The following is a 20,631-nucleotide window of genomic DNA, read 5'->3' as shown; positions in this document are numbered from 1 at the left end:
CCTACCGCCGCTACATGCCGAGCAGGACCAGCAGGGCGACCGTCAGAAACAGCGCCCAATGGCAGAGGCGCAGGTAACGGGTCTTCGCCGCGCGTTCATAGCCCAGCGACACCAGCCAAAGCAGGAACCAGCCGCCGTAAGTCAGCAGCAGGAAGAGTTCCAGCTGGAAATTGCGGGGAATGACTCCGAAGCCGAGCAGCAGCAGGAATACCGCTCCGAGGGCCAGATCCGCCGTAATCATCTGGACGCCGCACCGTCCCATCAGCCACGCTTCGTAGGCTTTGTCCGCGGCGGCGTTCCGGCCGGGACAGGCTGCCGTATAGAAGCGGTTCCCCGAAACGACATGGACGAAAAACGCCGCGATAAGCAGCGTCCCCGCCGCAATAAACCATCCGTTCATACACATTACATTTTGAGGTAGATTCCGTCGGGCATATGCCGGAGCAGCCACGCCGCAATGCGCCAGCGGCGGGTGACGACCGCAACCCGTCTGCGGCGGCGGACCGCCCGCACGATCTGCCGGACGGCTTTTTCGACCGGCATCACCCAGAACAGACCGTCACCCTTGGCCATCGCCGTATCGACGAAGCCCGGACGGACGTCGGTGATGTAAAGCGGGAGTCTGGATTTCGCGGCGCGCTGCCGCAGTCCCTCGGCGTAGTTGATCTGATAGGCTTTCGAGGCGTTGTAGGCCGGAGCCGCTCCCCCGCCGCGCAGTCCGCCGACCGACGAGACGACGACCAGATGTCCGCCGCCCTGCCGCTCGAAACGGTTGTAGGCCCAGTCCGCGGCCGCCGTCCAGCCCAGCACGTTGGTAAGGATGGCCGTCTCTTCCAGCGCGAAATCCAGCGAGGGATTCAGATCGCCCGTTCCGGCGCAGACCACGCATAAATCCATGCCGCCCAGTTCTTGGGCCAGATGCTCCAGCGCCGCAACGGTCTCGGCGGGACGCGTCACGTCGGCGACGGCAAAGCGGTATGCAGCAGGATCGGCCTGCGCGATCTCCTTCAACAGATTTTCCCGGCGGCCGACCAGCCCCACGGCATATCCCTGCGCCGCAAAGCACTCCGCAAGGCCGCGGCCGATGCCGGAAGTGGCACCGATGACAATAGCTCGTTTCATATGCGCAAAGATAGGACGCGGAAAGCGGAAAACACTTGATCCGAATCAAGAAATCACCGCACCCGGCGGCGAATGCGGCTCAGCGTTTCGGGACGCACGCCGAGAAACGAGGCCAGCTCCCGGAGCGGGACCAGTTCGAGCAGGCCGGGACAGCGCGCCAGCAGCGATTCGTAACGCTCCTGCGGAGTCGAGACGTACGATTGCAGCAGCCGTTCGTAAATCTCGGCCAGCATATGCTCGGCGACGGTGCGGCCCAAGCGCTCGTGTGCAGCGTCGGTCCGGTAGAATTTTTCGAGCCGTTCGCCCGTCAGCGTCAGCACTCGGCTGTCGCACATCGCTTCGATACTCACCCACGCGGGGGCGTCGTTGCGCATCGAGATATAGTCGCCGACGAACTCCCCGGCGAAAGCGTACCCGACGACATGCCGCTCGCCCGCTTCCGTGGCGTGCACATAGCGGAAAGCGCCCTCCTCGACCAATCCGCTACGGCGGTTGCGGACCTGCTGGAACGAAAAACAGCCGTCCTTGGGGACGAAGAGGCTTTCACCCTCCCTGCGGAACAGCTCGGCAAGCGGCGCGAATTCGGCGGCCGATATGTAACGGTTGAAATCCATCGTCGGCAAAGATAAGTTTTTTTGCGGATTTTGCCGATCCGGACGAATTCGCTACCTTTGCCGCCGCGAACGGTGAAATCACCGGCTCGTCAAAACGCAACGCAAGATGAAAAAGCAAAAGATCACCCAGCAGGATTACCTCAAGGCCCACCGCAAGGCGAGCCGCGAAGAGGAAATCGCACGGCACGGCCGTCCGGCAAGGTTCCGGGCCGTGCACAAGTCGAAAAAAGCATACGATCGCAAACGCGAAAAGGCAGGTCTGAGAAACCTGCCTTTTTCATTTCATATTAAAATATATTCCCACTCCAGTCCCCCGGCATGCTTACGCTTTGGAAGATTGGTGCAACATATGCAAACAGACGATGGACTCACATTGTACTTTTCAGCGGCTTCTCTTAATGTATTGAATATCTCTCCGGTCGTAATGCACCTTATCTTCCGATTCCTTTGTCGTATTGCCTGCTTCGATTTGCAAACTTTACAACCGCCGCCCTTCAATAAACTCCCCGGCCATGCGTGCCAAATCCTATTACATTCGGCACATTGCACCAATATAGGTTTATTTCTACCAACAAACGTTCCAATGATTTTAATTGCAGGTGACAAATTTGCGATCTCCGCAACAAATTCATCCGGAGTTCTCCGGCCCCTGCCCGAACATTTCGGACATCCCGTTCTTTGTCTTGGAGATGTTGCAGTAAGATGATAAGGTTGAGTAGACCATACATATCCGCATACTTTACATTTTACAACAACCTTTTCCTTCGTGTTGATATATTCCGTCAGTGGAATCAGATCGGGCTGCAATACGCGTAATCTTGCCACAAACTGGTCATGTGTAAGTTGTAAAACGCCGGCACACTTAGGGCATCCGACACCCAAACGCAAAGAAGCCGGTATTGCGTTCCATGTATGGTTACAGGTTTTACATTGAACTTTAATCCTGTCATTAGCCTTCGTATATTCGCCGACGACCCTGATTTTATAATTGATTCCGAAGAGTTCTTCTTTGAATTCTTCCGTAGTCATTCGTCTTGAATCCATTTTGGCTCTCTTTCTAATTTTTACCCATTCATCTGTATCAAGAATTGAATCCAAGCCAAATTCCGAAAAGAGTCTTTTTGTCATATCGATCAGTTTATTTCTATTGCTGACATGAGCAAGGTCACAATCAGTCACAAAGCAATTATCAAAAGGAAGAGTCTCATTATCATAATGATCATATATGGTTACAAGCTTGATTCCTTTTTCATTACATATCCGATGTTTCTTCCTATCCCTTGCCACCAGATTTTTATGCCAATACCACGAACCGGGTTCTATAGCCGCTTTCAATTCAGGTATGTATATGTCTAACTCAGCCCCTATTGCGGTTTTATCTCTAGACAGGACCTTGGATTCCCCAAGAACACGAACAAAAGAATGATATATGAACTGCTCTAAAAAAGAGGTACATGCTCTGTGACAATTCGGACAGCCCCGGCTATGCAGAACATCATGAGGTGTTATTTCATATCTGATTATCCGTTTATGCACCTGTTATATTCGCAATTACTAGTCTGTCAAAGAGTTTGTCTCCAAAATACCGTCTGTTTAATTTGTAAATAAACTCGTTGAGATACAACTGTAAGTATTTCCTTTTGATTTTATGGTAGTTGCCCAGCAATGTCCGTTTTGCATTACTGATTGCGATATGCACCCATTTGAGTGTTTCCTTGGTGGTTTTGGCGTCTGATTTCTCGGTGACGTGCAATTCCACCAGATCGGAGATGTCAACGTAAGAAGTGCTTTTGTCCGAAAATACGATGGCATCATCCTCCATGCAGTCCCTGACCACGCCGTTGATTCCTTCACTTTGATGGCTATCCAGTACCCTGGCCTTGAAATAACGCACATGCTTCTCCTTTTTGCCCGTTTCGATATCTTCCAACGGGGTGCTTTCGGCCATCACCGCAACGTTCTGCTTTCCCTCGGCTCCCCGGCCACGTGTACCCTTGCCTCGCTCGATTTCCTTACTGGCCACCGAAAAGTAACCCTCATCCAGTTCTATCATCCCTTCCAGTGTATACCTTGCATCCCGGTTGCCCATCGCCCTGCGGAGTTTGTGTACCATCGCCCATACCGGTTCGTAACGCTTCAATCCTAATTGCTTCTGGAGTTCGTTGGTGGAGAATCCCTTTTTTGTGCAACTCATCAGGAACATCGTTTTGTACCACACCAGAAACGGCAGCTTGGAGCTCTCCATGATCGTACCGCTGCGCAACGAGGTGCGGAAACGGCAACCTTTGCATTCATAACTCCATTTACCCTGTAACCAATAATGGGAAGTGCCCCCGCATCGCTTGCAGACAACCCCTTCCTTATCACGCTGCTCCTTGAAATGCAAACGACAATCTTCCTCCGAACCGAAATGAGCCGTAAAACTGAATATGTTCATAATCCCTGCTTTTTGAGCGCTAATATACTAAAAATATTAGGTGTGTTTGCGGAGAATCAGTTTCATATTCATATCCACAAGCCTTACAGCGTAGTGGCATACGTGTACGATTGTTACGATACTCCACGCCTTTCCTGACGACAAGATTCGGATCGATTTCATGAAGACGCTCTAAAAACAGTTCCATTGTCAGACGCTGGGATGCTCCTCGACGAGAGAGTGCACACGCCGGACATCCCCTGCCACTAAGGATATGCGCAGGAGTGACATTCCACTCATGTCCGCATTTCAAACATCTGAATTTGGCTTTTTCGAGCGCTTTTACATACCTACCGATCAGCACGACGTCGTCTCTTTGAGATTGCAATTCCTCAACAAACTCGGCATGGGTTTTCTGCTTGACTCTCGCACACTTGGGGCATCCATGCCCTTTTAACAGACTATATGGAATCGGAGTCCACTCCCAACCACAGATGTCACATTTTACAGCGATTTTAGAGTTGTTTCTTTCATATGTTCCCAGCACAGTAATTTTAGAATTTTGTGCGTTCAATTTGTCTATGAAATCTGTTGTTTTCATTTCTTGGCAAAACGAATTTAATAAAAAAATCGTTCACTTTCGAGAGTTTGTTTATTACTTCGACCACCAAGCAGCCAAGACAAAAAGGTGGGAAAATTTGAAGATGCAAACAATTTGCAGACAAAATCAGACACTGAAAAGCGCAAATAGCCTTAATGGCTATTTGCGCTTTAATAATGTGGTACCACCAGGAATCGAACCGGGGACACAAGGATTTTCAGTCCTTTGCTCTACCAACTGAGCTATGGCACCATCCTGTTGAGTTATAAAACTCGTTTACAAATGATTACGAAACTCGATCTTTTTCTCTGACACCCGACCTTTTCAGTTCGGTTTACAACGTGGTTTACACAGTCGTTTTTGCAAAGAACGATACCCATTTCGGTTTCATTGCGAGTGCAAAGGTAAGCAAATTTCTCAAACTTGCAAAAGTTTCCTCGAAAATTTACAACTTTTCTGCCCTCAAACAATCATACAACCGCGATTAGAACCGCTTTCTATCCAACATCAACCTTTTCGCAAGTCATTTCAAAACCATCCAGAACCGTTCGGGCAAGTAGATATTCTTCACCTCTCCTGCCTGTTCAAACAGCGGGGCAATCTCGGATGGACTAAACCCTGCTATCCCGCAACCGATTTCCGTCACCAAAAATTTCAGTTGTGGATGTTGCTTTGCAAACTCGATAAACTCGTCCACATAGGGCTGGATTGTTTCCACTCCGCCCTGCATGGTCGGTATGGCATAACTCTGCCCCTGCAATCCGACACCCTGTCCCCAGACAGCCCCGAATCTCTGATATGCCAACCGTGCAGCACCCCCGCCGTGCATACCTGCGAGGTTGCTACCGAACACGAAGATTTCGTCGGGTTGGAGTTTAGTGATGTAATTGGGTGATTTTTGCATGGCTGTTTATTTACTCAAATGTCGAAATTATTTGGTAAGATTGCAAATTCCACTAAAGAAAAAAATCCCCGACCGTATGGCCGAGGATTAGCATTGTGGTTCTTCATATTTTGGTGACGTAATTTCAAAAAATTCATTTTATATACCCCTTGAAAAATGTGTCACTTAATCTTTACCGATTTTTCAACGTCTTATCTTTTCTTGACTATCGTTCTGCATAGTCCCGCAATAAATCGCAATGTCGTCGTAGATAATCTGCCCGTCGCGTTGCGGAATATTCTTTCATAACAATCCAATGGCGGCTCAATATCCATTGTGCATCTGCGGCTACTTCCCGATCGGTTATCATATCAAACGCATCTGACAAAAGCCGCTTTTGTCGTGCTTCAGCCCGTTTCCATGCAGGGCGTTTCGTCCAATCTATATCATAATCCAGCCAATAAATCATGTCGCCTTTGTAATATTGCGTCAAAGCCCAGCAACGATTAATAGAATTTTCTAATCCTATGATATATCGTATTTGTAACAATGCTTTTCGATTCGGATCCACCGTCTGTTTGATGGATTGCTCCAAAGAGTACATTTCACGGGCAAAATTGTATTTATAATCCGAATTATCTGGCAGTTTTTCCCGTCCATGTGAAAATGGGTCCCACTTCATAAATCCGTCTTTGTATGTATTCAAGGAGTATTGAAACGCTGCCGAAACCTTACCGAAGTATTTTATCGCATCTGCATAGCGCATTTCTCGCAAACATTGTGTTCCGATTATCTCATTGAAATAATCCGTATCGGTATAGCTTCGCTGGTTTATAAAACGATCGAATGCCGTTTGTGGTTTTTGCAACCGTTCGGTATAAGCGATCAGATGATTTACTCCGACCGTATCTATCAATGCAAATAAATTATTCCTGTAATCAAGCACGTTATCCCATTGTGTTCCCTTACGGTATTCAGATAATGAAACGCATTTTTCTTCCCAGCGGTTTTTCACCTCAAAAACAGCAGTTTGTTTATTTACGATATTGAGCAGATTGTTATCCGCCATGTTCGCCAACTGAATAGCACGGGTATAATTTCCTTGTTCGATATATCGCGGAGCAATGACTGAAAACACAATTTTTCGCAACATATCGTTCCAATAATAGTAGCTGCGATTATATTTAATATCAAACCCCTCGCATGTCGCCTTTCTGACACGATCGTCGATATTTGTTTTTATCTTGTTATCGAGCCATCGAAGCTGGCGAAGCAACTTTTCTTCATACTTTGCATTGTAAATGCTGGATTTAGCATTCAGATAGATGCGCAAAACCATGATGGATTCCTTTATATAGTCATTACCTTGTACAGCTTCGGCTTTACTCAACAGATTCGATGCGGTTTGCGTATCTCCGTCCAGATCGGTAAGGTAAGCGGCTGTGTAGTACCACATGGCTCGATTGGATGCTTTACCCTCTTGGGCTACTTTTCTTGCCAAGTCCCGTAACCGCATGACTTCATCCCAACTTTTGGATTTATAAGAATGAAGATCATCTTCTATCGCCCTTATTCTATTCTGCAAAATTTCAGTAATTTGCGGAGAATTAGGGTCGCAATTGCAAAGCAGTTCCAACAATCCGATTTCGTTCATCGGTTTTCCTTGCTTCTTGGCGCAGAAGAGCAACGATTCAATATCTCCGCACTCGGCGTATAGGCGCGTCGCCCGCTCTATTTCTCCAATCCGATAGTAAGTCCCCGCGATATAAGGACGAATCATTTGCTTAATCAATCCGTCAGGCAAAAGCGGCTGTACTTCATTCCAATAGTTGATGCAACGATCGTATTGTGATGAAGCGAACAAAGCGCGAATCGCCTGTATTGCGTAACGATCCCGCAATCTGTACTCGTTATAAGCCATTGCACGACGAGCGACGTCAGACAAGGTAACGCTTACTTGATCCTTGTCGGTCGGATAATACCACGGATTGTTCTGCTCCATGCGGATTTCTTCGCAGAGTTTCATTATAGACAGAAGTTCCGCGATCTTCCGATCCTTATGTGTTACGATCCATTCAACGAATCGGTTTTGCATCAGCGTATCTTGGGCTGGTTGTTCGATAAGGTTCGTAATTCGTTCGATCTCCTTGCTGGTGTAGCGGTAAACAGCTTGGTAAATATCATCCAATGGAATTGCAGTAGAAGTCAGTTCTTGCCACAATTCGCAATTTTGCGTTATTTTACTTTTAGTCTGTTTAGGTCGCCATCGCCCATATTCGTCCAGATCATAAGATTTGCTGTAATCATAGACACGATAGGTACGGTATTCGGCTGGTTTATAAATCGTCCCACCTCCCGAATAAGCCTTATTTACAGAAAAAGCCGCAAGGAGTAAAACCATGCTACAAAAGGTCGTATAGAGTTTCGATTTCATCGGTCGTGTAGTTTGAAATGCAGGTTGAATCCAAATGATAAAGCAAGACTGAATAGCTGTCGTCTTTCAATTGTTTTTCGGCAAGTCGTTTTACTTTGAGCACCTCATCATATCGGGAACTCTCCAATCGGATTATGTCCCCTTTCTGTAATTCGTGGGATTCCAGATAATGATTTTTCAGCACCTTGTAGGTTCCGTCGCTTTGGCGTCGATAATAAGTCTGGTCGGAATAGTCCGTCGTCCGTAAGATCGCTTTGAAACGATTATCTCTGAACCAGATTCCCCAAGCGAAGGCAGGATAGGCGAAATCAAGATGTAACCGATAGTTGGCATTCGTCAGATAGGGGGCTACATCGGAATAGTCCAAAATCGAGTTTTTGGTTTCTGCATTGCGCAACGCACCCGTATTGTAGAGCATCAGCACGCCCCGATCGACAGGTGGGCAATCGCCCCGCAGTTGGTGCAATCGGATCGTGGAACTTAATTCGATTCCTTTGCCATGCAATGAATCTTTGGCTATGCGGCACAACTCGAAATAGCTGTTTTGCGTTGTTGCAGTCCAATCGTAATCGAATTGCACCTCGTTGATGTTACCGATCTTATGACGGGTTGCCATTGCCAAAATGCGTGTTACGATGCGGTTCGCCAAATCAGCCGTTTTCACGTTGGTTTGGCGTAATACCTCCAATGTGATATAGACGGTAGGGACAATCTCCATATCGGCGGGAGGAACCTGCCGAAAAACGGTCGTAGCAATTGGTACTGGGTACAATTCTCCCTCCAGCCAATGATTGTCCAAAGCCACGTCGAAAAAACGAAGATAGAGCCGTTTTACATTGTGCTTACGCAGAAACGCCAGCTCCGAATTAATCGGATTGAACGTCGTTTTCCAATGATATATAGAGTTGTATTCACCGTGCGGTACAATTCTTTTGATAGTGGTAGAATCCACCGTATTGCATTGTTCCTGCGGATGGGTTTGTCGGTTACCGCAACCGACCATAACCAACACGGCCAATATTAGTAAGTAATTCTTCATATTCTGGTGACATAATTTCAAAAAATTCATTTTATATAGCCCTTGAAAAATATGTCACTTGATTAACAAAGCATCATATCGTGTTTGATAATCATAGCTAAACAGTTCTTCATCAGAGCAATCCTTTTTTAATATACAATCCAACTCAAAACTGCTACATATTCCATATCCCCAATATCTGCTCTTTATTTGAATCAATTTTCGTCGCTTGAGATTATTCGTACAATTATCATAAACTTTTTTGAGCGGCATCGGTAATTGTGCTGATACTTTTCTACGTTCAGCCATCCATTTATCCCAAAAGCGCATATCATTTTTTAAGGCACATTGCTTTTCTTCCACGCTATATTCCTCATAACCTGAATTAATCACATCAAAGAAATCCGAATATGCTCTATGTACCATTTTATCTGGAATCACCCTATGTCGTTCTGTCGGCTGATAATTGGAATCACCCAAAGTAAAATAATAATCCAATAATGAAATCAATCTCTGCTCGTAGCTTTCAATGAAGAACTCGCCATACGCCAGTGGTGCTCCTGACCCACCATGTTTCCCGACAACTAATTTATCGCATATATCATGTAAGGCTTCTTCATATTCTTTCCATGCACAATGTTCTGCAATTAAAATATCCTTAAACTCATTGCTACAATCCAACAGTCGATTGTTGTATATTTCTACCTTACATTCATGTAATTTGGTCGCCAACCATGCTTGTATATTAGCATCCCATTGTGAGCCGAGCGAGTATGATAATAATGAATCAATTTGTTCCGAAAATCTTTGGAAATTTTCTGTTTCCGTTGTAGAAGAATTAAGAGGGTAATATTCATTAATACGCCAAAGAATCATATCTAAATCATCTTGATAAGGCGTTGTTTTATTCGTAAACCATAAAGTAGCAAAATCATTTACCGCCGTGATATGGGGTATATCTCGGAACCATTCGATTCTATCATAGAAACCGTAACGTTCAGTACGATGCAAACTATCGAATCGTCGTTGATATTCAGCTATCTTGTCTTTTGATGGCTTGCCAAATAAATAAGGGATAGAATCAGCATCTCTCCACTTAAACTTAAAATGGATGGTATCATAATATGTCTTGATTGTAAGTTCCGTTGAATCTTCTCCAACCTGCTCAATCTGCCTTACCTGTCTATCGCCACAACCAAGCATTATTAAGCCAACAACAAGTATTAGTATACAGTTCTTTATCATCTGTGACACAATTATAAAATGTTCATTTTATATAGCCCTTGAAAAATATGTCACTTAATCTTTACCGATTTTTCAACCCCTTTGTGCCACTCTGTTTCATCGTCCCATTCAATCGTTTGAACGATTACATACCCTGTCTTATTAGGGGCGATCCTTACTAAATCGGGCGCATCGCCATTTATAGGGTCAAAAAAGGCATCATGTGTATATACACTCACTATTTCTTTCCACACTCCCTTACGAAGTGAATATACCTTATAGAAAACAAAGCGGCTAACAGCTCTCTCAATAAAGCCAATTTCATCCGTACCATCACCATTCAAATCACCCTCGTTGGTTAAGCGCTCAATCTGAAATTCAGTTTCTATGGCAGGAATTGTTGGATTACTGAATGTTATATTATTGAGCTTCCCATCATCTACTTCATCAAGGCTGTAATATTCAGCAGGGTTTGATTCGCTGTAAGCATATTCGATCTTTCCATCACCGTTAAAATCCCCTTGTATAGTATCTCGTTCATAACTATCTCCTATAATCGAATCGGTTTGTTCAGTTTGCCTTATTCTATTTTCTACAACTATATTCGCTGGATTCCTATTCCCACACCCAACAATCAGCAGGACGAATATGGGGAGTAAGTAGGGTTTCATAATTAGTTAATCAATGTTGTGTCATATAATGGATTATGCGCCTGTTCAACTTCTTCCAGTTTGTGATATTCATCTAAGAATTGGGCATGCATTATATTTATAATTTCAAAATAGGAAGAAAAGTTTACTCTTAATTCATCCACGTAGTGAATAAGACTCTCGGCAGAAAATGATATGAATAATTGTGACGATTTTCCTGATTGTTCCAATACCTCTATTTTCCCAACTATGGTATTACTCATAACCTTGGTGGCGGCAAGAAGAGCAATCTTATAATAGCCTTGGAATGGCCTTTGTAAAAGCAGTGAGAATTTGGGAGCCTCGTGCATAATACGATAGATTATACTTTCTGACTTAAAGTATATATCCCCGTTTTCCTTGTAGGGATAGAAACCTTCGATTTTAATGATTTGTTCGATGGCAGATGACGTCAGTTCGCCAAATATCTTCTTTTTTCGTTTATACTTAAGGTAATAATAATCCAGACAGATTAATGCTACCAACATGAACCCTACTGCCAAGATTACGATTGATGACTTTGCCTCATCACCAACAAGCGTACTTATCAAGCAAAACAAGTAAGTTACAACAACAGCAATACATTCACCGAACGATAATCCGTTGTCAGAAGGTTCTTTCATTCTAGCAATAATTCGTCTGGCGCGAGTTTTTACTTGTTGTTTCTCGCTCGGTTCGTATAAGTGGCATTTATCGTCAAAATCTGCATATTCATTGGTAAGGCCACACAAAATTCCTCGCTCTATGTCCTTTTGGCAATGTTTGCAGGTTTCGCATATTTTTACTCGTTCTTCTCGTGTCATCGGATTGAGTGTTATAGATTGATAATTAATTAATGTAAAGTATTTATGAAGATTGTAATTAATATTGGCCTTTAAAATTATTTCATCGATGCTATAAGTTTTTCCTAATCTTCTTTTGCAACTCCTTATCTTTATATCCGTTCTTCTTGGCTCGTTTCAGCCAGAATTTAGCTTGTTTCCAATCTTGTAAATCGACATAATGCTGGGCTAATTTTTCTTGTGCAACCCAATCGTCTTGCTCTGCGGCTTTATGCCACCAGATTACAGCAGAATCAATATGTGGCTTTTCACATCCGAGTAAATCGGGACGGTAGGCATAACAACACGCTAATTCCGTTTGGGAATGAACATAGCCCGATTCTGCGGATTCAATCAGATTCTTAATGTCGAAATTCAATTTATAACCAGATTGGACATAACTCAAAAATTGATAGTACTGTTTGACAGCAATTCTACTCTCCTTTGGAATAGGTTGCACATTCCTGCGTTCATAGCCTCTAATTTCGTGATAGAGTGTTTCATCTTCAAAGTCATTCTTTTCAGCGCGTTTGAGCCAGTATTTAGCTTGTTTCCACTCTTTCATTCTTACATGGAATATCGCCAATTCCTTTTGTGCAACATAATCTTCTTGTTCAGCCGCTTTGAGCCACCATATAACAGCAGAATCAATGTCTGCCCCCTTTCGTTTAATCAAGTCGGGACGATAGGCATAGCAACCCCCTAATTGGCTCTGTGATTCTGCATAACCTGCTTCTGCCGACTTAAACAGACTTTCGACTGCGGTATCTTTATCTCCATCACCGAAAAGCATCCAATGAAAGAATTGGTAGTATTGCTTATCAGCCAATTTCTCGGCCTCTGAAAATGGTCTTTCGGGTTGGCTTTGGCAACAGACGAACAAAATGCCCATCAGTATAAGTAAGTAGTTTTTCATCGTTCGTTTTCTTCTTTGCAAAACAATCCTTTGATTTTGCGCCATATGTTAGATTGCCAACAATTACCGTATTCTGTTTCTGCATAACCCAATGTGCGGACTTGATAGCTTTTCCCGTTGGAATGTATTATTTGCAGATTTGAGTGGTACACTTTTGTACTTTCTATACGAATAGAATCACCATTATCAGCCACCCACCAAGAATTATCTTTCGGAAAATATTGGATAGTCCGCATTACAACTGAATCCGTCCATATCTTATCATCGGGATTTGTAACGCTTAATAAATGACAACTCCATTCTTCTCCGTTTTGTATTAAGTAACAGTTTTCATTACCGTATATTCTGGCTTCCATTATTTCATCACCAAAAATATTAGGCATGGCAATCGTGAAATCAAACAATAGTACAACAATCAGTAAGCCTATTTTGCTACCTCTGTCTAATTTTGCATTTTTCTGTTTTACAAAGAATATTGGCAAAATTGAAGATATTAATACGCTAAACCATCCAAAATGAAAGAGTATTTCCAGATATATATGGCGCAAAGTTACTACAAAAAAGTGAAATGCGGAAAGATATAGTGATAGAATTGAGTTACAAGGGTTTTGGTTGAAGTGGCGATAATCCGTGAAGCCATTACAATCCCTGCCGAAGCCAAATCCTGACGCCGCTACGTTACTTGTTCGTAACCATGCCCGAAAATGCGACAAACGGGTACGAATAGCGAAACAAGGCTCTAAGGAATAGTGAGTTATCCATAACTCATGCGAAAAATCAGGTTACGGAAAAAGATTGCGCCGTTCCTCCCCGTTTTGCGTACCAACACCGGACTCTTCACCAACTAATTTTGAAACCCAAAAATTAAGGACAATGAAGAGTACATTTTCAGTAATCTACTACCTCAAGCGTCAGGTAGTGAAAAAGGACGGGACAGTTCCCGTCATGGGACGCATCACGGTGGACGGCAGCCAGACACAGTTCAGCTGCAAACTGACTGTCGATCCGAAACTGTGGGACACCAAAGGTGGACGTGTCACGGGCAGAAGCACGGCGGCACTCGAAACGAACCGTATGCTTGACAAGATGCGGGTACGCATCAACAGGCATTATCAGGAAATCATGGAGCGTGACAACTTCGTCACGGCGGAGAAGGTGAAGAACGCCTTTCTCGGACTGGAACACCGCTACCACACGCTGATGCAGGTGTTCCGCCAGCACAACGAGGACTACGAGAAGCAGGTGGAGGCAGGCATGAAAGCCAAAGGCACGCTGCTGAAGTACCGCACCGTTTACAAGCACATGCAAGAGTTCCTCGACATCCGCTACCATGTGAAGGACATCGCCCTAAAAGAGCTTACCCCGGCTTTCATCTCCGACTTCGAGATGTTCCTGCGCACGGACAAGCACTGCTGCACCAATACCGTGTGGCTGTACGTCTGCCCGTTACGGACGATGGTATTCATCGCCATCAACAACGAGTGGCTGACGCGCGACCCGTTCCGCGAGTATGAAATCAAGAAGGAGGAAACAACACGCAGTTTCCTGACCAAAGATGAGATCCGCCTGCTGATGGAGGGGAAACTGAAAAACGCCAAACAGGAATTGTACCGCGACCTCTACCTGTTCTGCGCCTTCACGGGGCTGTCGTTCGCGGATATGCGCAACCTTACGGAAGAGAATATCCGCACCTACTTCGACGAACACGAGTGGATAAACATCAACCGCCAGAAAACGGGCGTGGTGTCCAACATCCGCCTGCTCGACATCGCCAACCGCATAATCGGCAAATACCGGGGACTGTGCGGGGACGGCAGGATATTTCCCGTTCCGCATTATAACACGTGCCTTGCCGGTATCCGTGCCGTCGCCAAGCGTTGCGGCATCACCAAGCATATCACGTGGCATCAGAGCCGCCACACGGCAGCCACGACGATATTCCTCTCCAACGGTGTTCCCATCGAAACGGTCAGCTCCATGCTCGGACACAAGAGCATAAAGACGACGCAGATTTACGCAAAGATAACCAAAGAGAAGCTCAATCAGGACATGGAGAACCTTGCCGCAAGATTGAACGGCGTCGAGGAATTTGCAGGTTGCACCATCTAAAAAGAAAAGCCATGAAACGTGACACAATCATCATCGAGGACAAGGCAGTCAGCGTAACCGGTAACGACGTGTGGATGACCGCCACCGAAATAGCCGGATTGTTCCATACGACCGTCCCGGCAGTGAACGCCGCCATCAGAGCCGTCCGCAAGTCGGACGTGCTGAACGACTACGAGGTGTGCCGCTACATGCAGCTTGAAAACGGGCTGCACGCGGACGTGTACGCCCTTGAAATCATCATCCCGGTCGCTTTCAGGGTGAATACCTACAACACCCACCTGTTCCGCACATGGCTGGTGGGAAAGGCACTCTCACAAGAGAAACGGCAGACATACGTGATGTTCATACAGAACGGAAAAGCCGGGTATTGCTGATTGCACATACCCCATAAGACAAGTAAACGGGTAGCACCACAAAAGGTGTCACCCGTTTACTTTTTCATGAAACCGCCTCACTCCAGCGGCTTGCGGTAGTTCGCTTCCAGTACCCCGCGCAGCCCCGTTTCCGGGTAAAGCACCTTCCCTCCCAAAAGTATGAAGGGCAACACGCGGTTGTTGCGGTATTCCTGCAAGGTGCGCCGGCTCACACGGAGCAGTTCCGACACCTCGCCGTCCGTCAGGTAACGTTCCCCGTCCAGCGGAGGACGGTAGCTTTCCAGAAATGCGGACAGCCATTTCGAGCCTTTGCGCATATCCTGCACCACAGAGGCTATCGGCTCGTCTTCCATCGTAAAAACATCGTTGTTCTCGTTCATCATAACTTCGGATTCAGTGGGTGAATAAATCAAATCATCTGCCGTGCGGATAGAGCGTGCCGACAAGCGGTATCAGCCGCTTCACCTCCTCTGGCTTGTAATAGAACCTGCGGTTTATCTGCGAGTAGCCGATAAGCCGCCTGTCACGCAGCGTCTGCAACGTGCGCGGGCTTATTCTCAACTGCCCGCAGACCTCCTCGCCCGTGAGCCATCTTTCCATGCGCCCCGTGTCGCTTTTGCGCCTCAGGGCGGCGACCTTCTCCGAGAGTGCGCCGAATGCCGCCACCATCATCTCGAAAGTCTTTTTCTCGATAGATACTATTTCCATATTCATGTCATTTAGAGTTTGCCGCAAAGGTAACGAAACGGCATACAAGACGTATCGTTTTCCGCTGAAAGGCTGCCTGTTGCGCCGTTTGACCGGGTTACGGAGCCATCTTCCGCAAAAATCTTACGTGAGTCACGTAGTGAGTTGTTAAAGCCCCTTTTGTTTATTGCCGAATTTTGTCGCAGAAACAAAAAGAAAGGACTGAACATGAAAGTGATAACAATGGAAAGTTCCGCCTACAAGGAGATGATGGCGCAGATTGCGAACATCGCAGGGTACATCCGCGAGGCAAGGGACGAGAAGAAACGGAAGCGGGAAACCGAAGACAAGCTGCTTGACACGGCACAGGCGGCGAAGATGCTCAACGTGAGCAAGCGCACCATGCAGCGTATGCGCACCGACCACCGTATCGAGTATGTGGTGGTACGCGGAAGCTGCCGCTACCGCCTTTCCGAGATACTGCGGCTATTGGAGGACAACACAGTAAGGAACGAGGAAGGGACAATAGACACCCTGTTCCACAACCACACGCTGCGCACGGGCGGCAAACCAAAAGGAAGGAGGACATAGGTCATGGAACTGCTCACACGAAACAACTTCGAGGGCTGGATGCAGAAGCTGATGGAACGGCTCGACCGTCAGGACGAACTGCTGCTGGCGATGAAGGCTGAGGGGAAACAGCCCACTATCACGGAAAGCATCCGCCTTTTCGACAATCAGGATTTGTGCATGTTGCTCCAGATAAGCAAACGCACCCTCCAACGCTACCGCAGCGTAGGCGCATTGCCCTACAAGACGCTGGGCAAGAAGACCTATTACAGCGAGGAGGACGTGCTGACATTCCTTTCCAACCATATCAAGGACTTCAAAAAGGAAGATATAGCCTTCTACAAGGCTCGTATCCATAATTTCTTTCATAAATAACCCATTAAAACATTTTTCAGATGGCAAAGAAAAAAGACGAAAAGGACGTGCTGGTAGTCCGTGACGAGAAGACAGGCGAGATCAGCGTGGTAGCCGGGCTGAACGCGGACGGCACACCCAAGCGCACCCCCGCAAAAGCGGAGAACGCGCAGAGTTTCCTGCAATTCGACCGACATGGCGACGTGCTGGACAACTTCTTCAAGAACTTCTTCCGGCAGTGCAAGGAACCCAGCCGCTTCGGTTTCTACCGCATTGCGGCAGACCAAGCTGAAAATCTCTTAGAGGTGATGAAGCAACTGCTGAAAGACCCCGAAGCGAACAAGGAGCTGCTCGCCCCTCACAAGGTGGACACCTCCGACTATGAGAAGAAGGTGCAGGAAGAGATGGCAGCACAACAGACAGAGAAACAAGAACCTCAAAAACAGGAGAACATGGAACAACGGAAAGAACAGCAACAGGACAAATCCGAACAGATGCAGGGCAAACGTGGCTACCAGCCCATCGACGAGAGTAAAATCAACTGGCAGGAGCTGGAGGACAGATGGGGCGTAAAGCGGGACAACCTTGAAAAGTCCGGCGACCTTACGAAGATGCTCAACTATGGCAAGTCCGACTTGGTAAAGGTCAAACCGACCTTCGGCGGCGAATCATTCGAGCTGGACGCCCGCCTCTCCTTCAAGAAGGACGGTGAGGGAAACATCAGCCTCGTGCCGCACTTCATCCGCAAGGAGCAGAAGCTGGATGAGTACAAGGAACACAAATTCTCCGACAATGACCGGAAGAACCTCCGCGAAACGGGCAATCTCGGTAGGGTCGTGGACATTGTGGACAGGGAAACGGGCGAGATCATCCCCTCCTACATCAGCATCGACCGCAAGACGAATGAAATCACGGACATTCCGGCAAGCAGGGTGCGCATCCCGGAGCGCATCGGCAAGACGGAAATCACCACGCAGGAGCGGGACATGCTCCGCGCCGGACTGCCCGTACGCGACAAGCTCATCGAGCGCAACGACGGCAGAAAGTTCGTCACCACCCTGCAAGTGAACGTGGAGCAGCGCGGCGTGGAGTTCGTGCCGGGAACCGGCAAGTCGCCCCGTACCGCACAGACACAGGAAACCAAAGGCGACACATCGAAAAGTCAGGCGCAGGGCGGGGAAAATGCCGCACAGACCAAGAAGGAGCAACGCCGCAACACGTGGACGAACGAGGACGGCAGCATCCGCCCCATCAGCAAATGGAGCGGCGTGAGCTTCACCGACCAGCAGAAAGCCGACTATGTGGCGGGTAAAGCCGTGAAGCTGGAGAACGTGACCGACAAGCAGGGCTTCCATGCCACGATGTATATCAAGTTCAACCCGGAGAAGGGACGCCCGTACCGCTACGACACGAACCCTGACAATGCACAGCAGGTTGCTCCGTCCAACGAGAGCCGCACGCAGGTGGCGGTGAACAACGATGGCAAGACCAACGAGGCTACAAAGAATCTGAGAGAGCCGTTGCAGAAAGGTCAGACCAACCCGAAGGACGCCCGCCAGCAACAGCAGCAGGAGAAGCCGCAGAAGAAAACGGGCAAGGGCATGAAAATGTAATCCCGTGTCCGCCACTGAATCCAAAATAAAATCCAAAGTATCAACAAAAAAGAAGAAGACATGAAGACAATCATTGCAGAAAAGCCCTCCGTGGCACGTGAAATCGCCCGCATCGTGGGCGCGACAAAGAGAGAGGAAGGATATTTCGAGGGAGGCGGTTATGCCGTGACATGGGCATTCGGACACCTCGTTCAGCTTGCCATGCCCGACGGCTACGGCGTGCGCGGATTTGTCCGTGACAACCTCCCGATTATTCCCGACACATTCACGCTCGTCCCCCGTCAGGTCAGGACGGAGAAAGGTTACAAGCCCGACAGCGGCGTGGTGTCGCAGATAAAAGTCATCAAAAGACTGTTCGACACAAGCGAACATATCATCGTGGCGACCGATGCCGGACGCGAGGGAGAGCTTATCTTCCGCTACCTCTACCACTATACGGGTTGCACCACTCCTTTCGTGCGCCTGTGGATCAGCTCTCTCACCGACAAAGCTATCCGCGAGGGACTGCGGAAACTCGAAGACGGCAGCAAATACGACAACCTCTACCTCGCCGCCAAAGCGCGGAGCGAATCCGACTGGCTCGTGGGCATCAACGGCACACAGGCGTTATCCATCGCCGCCGGACACGGCACGTATTCCGTGGGGCGGGTGCAGACACCAACGTTGGCTATGGTATGTGAACGCTACTGGGAGAACCGCCGCTTTACGTCCGAAGCATTCTGGCAGCTCCATATCGCAACGGACGGTTGCGACGGCGAAGTCGTGAAATTCTCATCCTCCGAGAAATGGAAAGAGAAAGAACCGGCGATGGAACTATATAATAAGGTAAAGGCGGCAGGTTGCGCCACTGTCACGAAAGCCGAGCGCAAGGAGAAGACGGAGGAAACTCCCTTGCTCTACGACCTGACCACGCTCCAGAAAGAAGCCAACGCCAAGCACGGCTTCACGGCGGAACAGACGCTTGAAATCGCGCAGAAACTCTACGAAAAGAAGTTGATAACCTATCCGAGAACGGGAAGCCGCTACATCCCCGAAGACGTGTTTGCCGAAATTCCCAAACTGCTCGCTTTCATCGGCACACAGCCCGAATGGAAAGACAAGGTGCGGGCAAAAGCCGCCCCGACACGCCGCAGCGTGGACGACGGCAAGGTGACAGACCACCATGCCCTGCTCGTCACGGGTGAGAAACCGCTCTTCCTCTCCAAAGAGGACAATACCATCTATCAGATGATTGCCGGGCGCATGGTCGAGGCATTCTCTGAGAAATGCGTCAAGGATGTGACCACTGTCACGGCGGAATGTGCCGGAGTGGAGTTTACCGTAAAAGGCAGCGTCGTGAAGCAAACCGGATGGCGTGCCGTCTATGGCGAGGAAAAAGAGGAAATTACCATCCCCGGCTGGCAGGAAGGCGACACGCTGACACCGAAAGGCTCGTCCATTACCGAAGGAAAGACCAAACCCAAGCCGCTGCATACCGAAGCCACCCTGCTCTCGGCAATGGAAACGGCGGGCAAGGAAATTGAGGACGACGCACTGCGGCAGGCGATGAAGGACTGTGGCATCGGTACTCCCGCCACACGCGCCTCCATCATCGAAACGCTTTTCAAGCGCGGTTACATGGAACGCTGCAAGAAGTCGCTTGTTCCCACCGAAAAAGGACTTGCCCTCAATTCCGTCGTCAAGACGATGCGCATCGCCGATGTTGCCATGACGGGCGAATGGGAAAAGGAGCTGGCGCGTATCGAGCGCGGGGAACTGTCCGACGACACCTTCCGCAAGGAGATAGAGGCGTACACACGTGAGATAACCTCCGAACTGATCTCGTGCGACAAGCTCTTCGGCAGCCGTGACTCCGGCTGCGCGTGTCCCAAGTGTGGCACGGGCAGGATGCGGTTCTACGGCAAGGTGGTACGCTGCGACAACACGGAGTGCGGACTGCCCGTGTTCCGGCTGAAAGCGGGACGCACCCTGTCCGACGATGAAATCAAAGACCTGCTCACCGAAGGGCATACCAAGCTGCTCAAAGGGTTCAAGAGCAAACAGGGCAAGAGTTTCGATGCTGTTGTCGCCTTTGACGGGGAATATAACACGACTTTTGTGTTCCCGGAGGCTAAAAAGGACAAGAAATTTTCAGGACGGAAGAAATAGTATTAACTTTGCCACTTGTTCAGAGTAATGAATTGTTC

General features: G+C 47.8%; 22 protein-coding genes, 1 tRNA gene and 1 pseudogene. 7 read left to right on the top strand and 17 right to left on the bottom strand.

Going from position 1 to position 20,631, the window contains the following annotated elements:
- Positions 1-10 precede the first annotated feature (10 nt).
- Genes ACESTR_RS10675 through ACESTR_RS10665 form a run of 3 tightly spaced genes read right to left on the bottom strand, consistent with a single transcriptional unit; the run spans position 11 to position 1,736 of the window.
- The gene (locus ACESTR_RS10675; protein ID WP_014774480.1) at positions 11-400 is read right to left on the bottom strand and encodes a hypothetical protein; all 390 of its coding nucleotides are present in this window, start codon (positions 398-400) and stop codon (positions 11-13) included.
- Positions 401-405: 5 nt separating this feature from the next.
- Positions 406-1,122 (bottom strand): SDR family NAD(P)-dependent oxidoreductase, encoded by a 717-nt coding sequence (locus ACESTR_RS10670; RefSeq protein ID WP_014774481.1) that lies wholly within the window; start codon positions 1,120-1,122, stop codon positions 406-408.
- A gap of 53 nt (positions 1,123-1,175) precedes the next feature.
- Positions 1,176-1,736 carry a Crp/Fnr family transcriptional regulator gene (locus ACESTR_RS10665; protein ID WP_039940680.1) on the bottom strand — a complete coding sequence of 187 codons (561 nt, stop codon included), beginning with the start codon at positions 1,734-1,736 and terminating at the stop codon, positions 1,176-1,178.
- Between the two features lie 106 nt (positions 1,737-1,842).
- On the opposite strand from ACESTR_RS10665, the gene ACESTR_RS10660 reads away from it, so the two are divergent.
- Positions 1,843-2,442 (top strand): hypothetical protein, encoded by a 600-nt coding sequence (locus ACESTR_RS10660; RefSeq protein ID WP_333848577.1) that lies wholly within the window; start codon positions 1,843-1,845, stop codon positions 2,440-2,442.
- 161 nt (positions 2,443-2,603) lie between these two features.
- Here ACESTR_RS10660 and ACESTR_RS10655 read toward each other — a convergent pair.
- The 12 genes and pseudogenes from ACESTR_RS10655 to ACESTR_RS10600 form a co-directional block, all read right to left on the bottom strand.
- Positions 2,604-2,765 (bottom strand): annotated as a pseudogene (locus ACESTR_RS10655) (MJ0042-type zinc finger domain-containing protein); the annotation flags it as partial.
- Between the two features lie 499 nt (positions 2,766-3,264).
- Positions 3,265-4,173 carry an IS1595-like element ISBbi1 family transposase gene (locus ACESTR_RS10650; RefSeq protein WP_005807145.1) on the bottom strand — a complete coding sequence of 303 codons (909 nt, stop codon included), beginning with the start codon at positions 4,171-4,173 and terminating at the stop codon, positions 3,265-3,267.
- A 19-nt stretch (positions 4,174-4,192) separates the two neighbouring features.
- Positions 4,193-4,753: a zinc-ribbon domain-containing protein gene (locus tag ACESTR_RS10645; protein ID WP_373179278.1), complete on the bottom strand. Its 561-nt coding sequence runs from the start codon at positions 4,751-4,753 to the stop codon at positions 4,193-4,195.
- A 179-nt stretch (positions 4,754-4,932) separates the two neighbouring features.
- Positions 4,933-5,005: transfer RNA gene (locus tag ACESTR_RS10640), tRNA-Phe, on the bottom strand.
- A 271-nt stretch (positions 5,006-5,276) separates the two neighbouring features.
- Positions 5,277-5,657 (bottom strand): hypothetical protein, encoded by a 381-nt coding sequence (locus tag ACESTR_RS10635; RefSeq protein WP_014774484.1) that lies wholly within the window; start codon positions 5,655-5,657, stop codon positions 5,277-5,279.
- Between the two features lie 205 nt (positions 5,658-5,862).
- The gene (locus ACESTR_RS10630; protein ID WP_373179276.1) at positions 5,863-8,070 is read right to left on the bottom strand and encodes a hypothetical protein; all 2,208 of its coding nucleotides are present in this window, start codon (positions 8,068-8,070) and stop codon (positions 5,863-5,865) included.
- Positions 8,039-9,109, bottom strand: coding sequence for a hypothetical protein (locus ACESTR_RS10625; RefSeq protein ID WP_149886147.1), 1,071 nt, complete (start codon positions 9,107-9,109; stop codon positions 8,039-8,041). Before ACESTR_RS10625 ends, ACESTR_RS10630 begins: the two co-directional genes overlap by 32 nt.
- A 54-nt stretch (positions 9,110-9,163) precedes the next feature.
- Positions 9,164-10,333, bottom strand: coding sequence for a hypothetical protein (locus ACESTR_RS10620; protein ID WP_276807328.1), 1,170 nt, complete (start codon positions 10,331-10,333; stop codon positions 9,164-9,166).
- A gap of 50 nt (positions 10,334-10,383) precedes the next feature.
- The gene (locus tag ACESTR_RS10615) at positions 10,384-10,983 is read right to left on the bottom strand and encodes an FG-GAP repeat domain-containing protein (protein WP_177606269.1); all 600 of its coding nucleotides are present in this window, start codon (positions 10,981-10,983) and stop codon (positions 10,384-10,386) included.
- A gap of 2 nt (positions 10,984-10,985) precedes the next feature.
- Entirely contained in the window at positions 10,986-11,804 is an 819-nt protein-coding gene (locus ACESTR_RS10610; protein WP_177606270.1) for a hypothetical protein, read from the bottom strand.
- A 91-nt stretch (positions 11,805-11,895) separates the two neighbouring features.
- Positions 11,896-12,738, bottom strand: coding sequence for a tetratricopeptide repeat protein (locus ACESTR_RS10605; RefSeq protein ID WP_256128653.1), 843 nt, complete (start codon positions 12,736-12,738; stop codon positions 11,896-11,898).
- Entirely contained in the window at positions 12,735-13,220 is a 486-nt protein-coding gene (locus ACESTR_RS10600; protein WP_373179273.1) for a hypothetical protein, read from the bottom strand. The genes ACESTR_RS10605 and ACESTR_RS10600 overlap by 4 nt, the downstream gene beginning before the upstream one ends.
- Before the next feature lie 391 nt (positions 13,221-13,611).
- On the opposite strand from ACESTR_RS10600, the gene ACESTR_RS10595 reads away from it, so the two are divergent.
- A complete protein-coding gene (locus ACESTR_RS10595; protein ID WP_004291422.1) occupies positions 13,612-14,847 on the top strand; it encodes a site-specific integrase in 1,236 nt (411 codons plus the stop codon).
- Positions 14,848-14,858: 11 nt separating this feature from the next.
- Positions 14,859-15,221 (top strand): hypothetical protein, encoded by a 363-nt coding sequence (locus ACESTR_RS10590; protein ID WP_004291423.1) that lies wholly within the window; start codon positions 14,859-14,861, stop codon positions 15,219-15,221.
- A gap of 77 nt (positions 15,222-15,298) precedes the next feature.
- On the opposite strand, the gene ACESTR_RS10585 is transcribed toward ACESTR_RS10590, so the two are convergent.
- Entirely contained in the window at positions 15,299-15,604 is a 306-nt protein-coding gene (locus tag ACESTR_RS10585) for a helix-turn-helix domain-containing protein (RefSeq protein ID WP_004291424.1), read from the bottom strand.
- 31 nt (positions 15,605-15,635) lie between these two features.
- Entirely contained in the window at positions 15,636-15,935 is a 300-nt protein-coding gene (locus tag ACESTR_RS10580) for a helix-turn-helix domain-containing protein (RefSeq protein ID WP_004291426.1), read from the bottom strand.
- 201 nt (positions 15,936-16,136) lie between these two features.
- Between ACESTR_RS10580 and ACESTR_RS10575 the strand changes: the two genes are divergently transcribed.
- From ACESTR_RS10575 to topB, 4 genes are read left to right on the top strand one after another with little or no spacing between them, the layout of a single operon-like run.
- A complete protein-coding gene (locus ACESTR_RS10575) occupies positions 16,137-16,499 on the top strand; it encodes a helix-turn-helix domain-containing protein (protein ID WP_004304264.1) in 363 nt (120 codons plus the stop codon).
- Positions 16,500-16,502: 3 nt separating this feature from the next.
- Positions 16,503-16,853, top strand: a complete 351-nt coding sequence (locus ACESTR_RS10570) for a helix-turn-helix domain-containing protein (protein WP_004291454.1) — start codon at positions 16,503-16,505, stop codon at positions 16,851-16,853.
- A gap of 20 nt (positions 16,854-16,873) precedes the next feature.
- Entirely contained in the window at positions 16,874-18,445 is a 1,572-nt protein-coding gene (locus ACESTR_RS10565; protein WP_004291455.1) for a DUF3945 domain-containing protein, read from the top strand.
- 60 nt (positions 18,446-18,505) lie between these two features.
- Positions 18,506-20,593 (top strand): type IA DNA topoisomerase, encoded by a 2,088-nt coding sequence (topB, locus tag ACESTR_RS10560; RefSeq protein ID WP_004291456.1) that lies wholly within the window; start codon positions 18,506-18,508, stop codon positions 20,591-20,593.
- Positions 20,594-20,631 lie beyond the last annotated feature (38 nt).

The sequence above is a fragment of the Alistipes sp. DJF_B185 genome, from assembly GCF_964250025.1.
GTDB lineage: Bacteria > Bacteroidota > Bacteroidia > Bacteroidales > Rikenellaceae > Alistipes > Alistipes finegoldii.
This window is presented reverse-complemented; position numbering and strand designations above follow the sequence as displayed.

What these genes read in the sequence shown, in the direction of transcription:
- ACESTR_RS10625 (WP_149886147.1), bottom strand. Translation starts at nt 9,109, where the DNA reads ATGAAGAATTACTTACTAATATTGGCCGTGTTGGTTATGGTCGGTTGC.
- ACESTR_RS10660 (WP_333848577.1), top strand. Translation starts at nt 1,843, where the DNA reads ATGAAAAAGCAAAAGATCACCCAGCAGGATTACCTCAAGGCCCACCGC.
- ACESTR_RS10595 (WP_004291422.1), top strand. Translation starts at nt 13,612, where the DNA reads ATGAAGAGTACATTTTCAGTAATCTACTACCTCAAGCGTCAGGTAGTG.
- ACESTR_RS10580 (WP_004291426.1), bottom strand. Translation starts at nt 15,935, where the DNA reads ATGAATATGGAAATAGTATCTATCGAGAAAAAGACTTTCGAGATGATG.
- ACESTR_RS10565 (WP_004291455.1), top strand. Translation starts at nt 16,874, where the DNA reads ATGGCAAAGAAAAAAGACGAAAAGGACGTGCTGGTAGTCCGTGACGAG.
- ACESTR_RS10645 (WP_373179278.1), bottom strand. Translation starts at nt 4,753, where the DNA reads ATGAAAACAACAGATTTCATAGACAAATTGAACGCACAAAATTCTAAA.
- ACESTR_RS10635 (WP_014774484.1), bottom strand. Translation starts at nt 5,657, where the DNA reads ATGCAAAAATCACCCAATTACATCACTAAACTCCAACCCGACGAAATC.
- ACESTR_RS10670 (WP_014774481.1), bottom strand. Translation starts at nt 1,122, where the DNA reads ATGAAACGAGCTATTGTCATCGGTGCCACTTCCGGCATCGGCCGCGGC.
- topB (WP_004291456.1), top strand. Translation starts at nt 18,506, where the DNA reads ATGAAGACAATCATTGCAGAAAAGCCCTCCGTGGCACGTGAAATCGCC.
- ACESTR_RS10615 (WP_177606269.1), bottom strand. Translation starts at nt 10,983, where the DNA reads ATGAAACCCTACTTACTCCCCATATTCGTCCTGCTGATTGTTGGGTGT.
- ACESTR_RS10585 (WP_004291424.1), bottom strand. Translation starts at nt 15,604, where the DNA reads ATGATGAACGAGAACAACGATGTTTTTACGATGGAAGACGAGCCGATA.
- ACESTR_RS10620 (WP_276807328.1), bottom strand. Translation starts at nt 10,333, where the DNA reads ATGATAAAGAACTGTATACTAATACTTGTTGTTGGCTTAATAATGCTT.
- ACESTR_RS10630 (WP_373179276.1), bottom strand. Translation starts at nt 8,070, where the DNA reads ATGAAATCGAAACTCTATACGACCTTTTGTAGCATGGTTTTACTCCTT.
- ACESTR_RS10675 (WP_014774480.1), bottom strand. Translation starts at nt 400, where the DNA reads ATGAACGGATGGTTTATTGCGGCGGGGACGCTGCTTATCGCGGCGTTT.
- ACESTR_RS10665 (WP_039940680.1), bottom strand. Translation starts at nt 1,736, where the DNA reads ATGGATTTCAACCGTTACATATCGGCCGCCGAATTCGCGCCGCTTGCC.
- ACESTR_RS10570 (WP_004291454.1), top strand. Translation starts at nt 16,503, where the DNA reads ATGGAACTGCTCACACGAAACAACTTCGAGGGCTGGATGCAGAAGCTG.
- ACESTR_RS10610 (WP_177606270.1), bottom strand. Translation starts at nt 11,804, where the DNA reads ATGACACGAGAAGAACGAGTAAAAATATGCGAAACCTGCAAACATTGC.
- ACESTR_RS10590 (WP_004291423.1), top strand. Translation starts at nt 14,859, where the DNA reads ATGAAACGTGACACAATCATCATCGAGGACAAGGCAGTCAGCGTAACC.
- ACESTR_RS10650 (WP_005807145.1), bottom strand. Translation starts at nt 4,173, where the DNA reads ATGAACATATTCAGTTTTACGGCTCATTTCGGTTCGGAGGAAGATTGT.
- ACESTR_RS10605 (WP_256128653.1), bottom strand. Translation starts at nt 12,738, where the DNA reads ATGAAAAACTACTTACTTATACTGATGGGCATTTTGTTCGTCTGTTGC.
- ACESTR_RS10575 (WP_004304264.1), top strand. Translation starts at nt 16,137, where the DNA reads ATGAAAGTGATAACAATGGAAAGTTCCGCCTACAAGGAGATGATGGCG.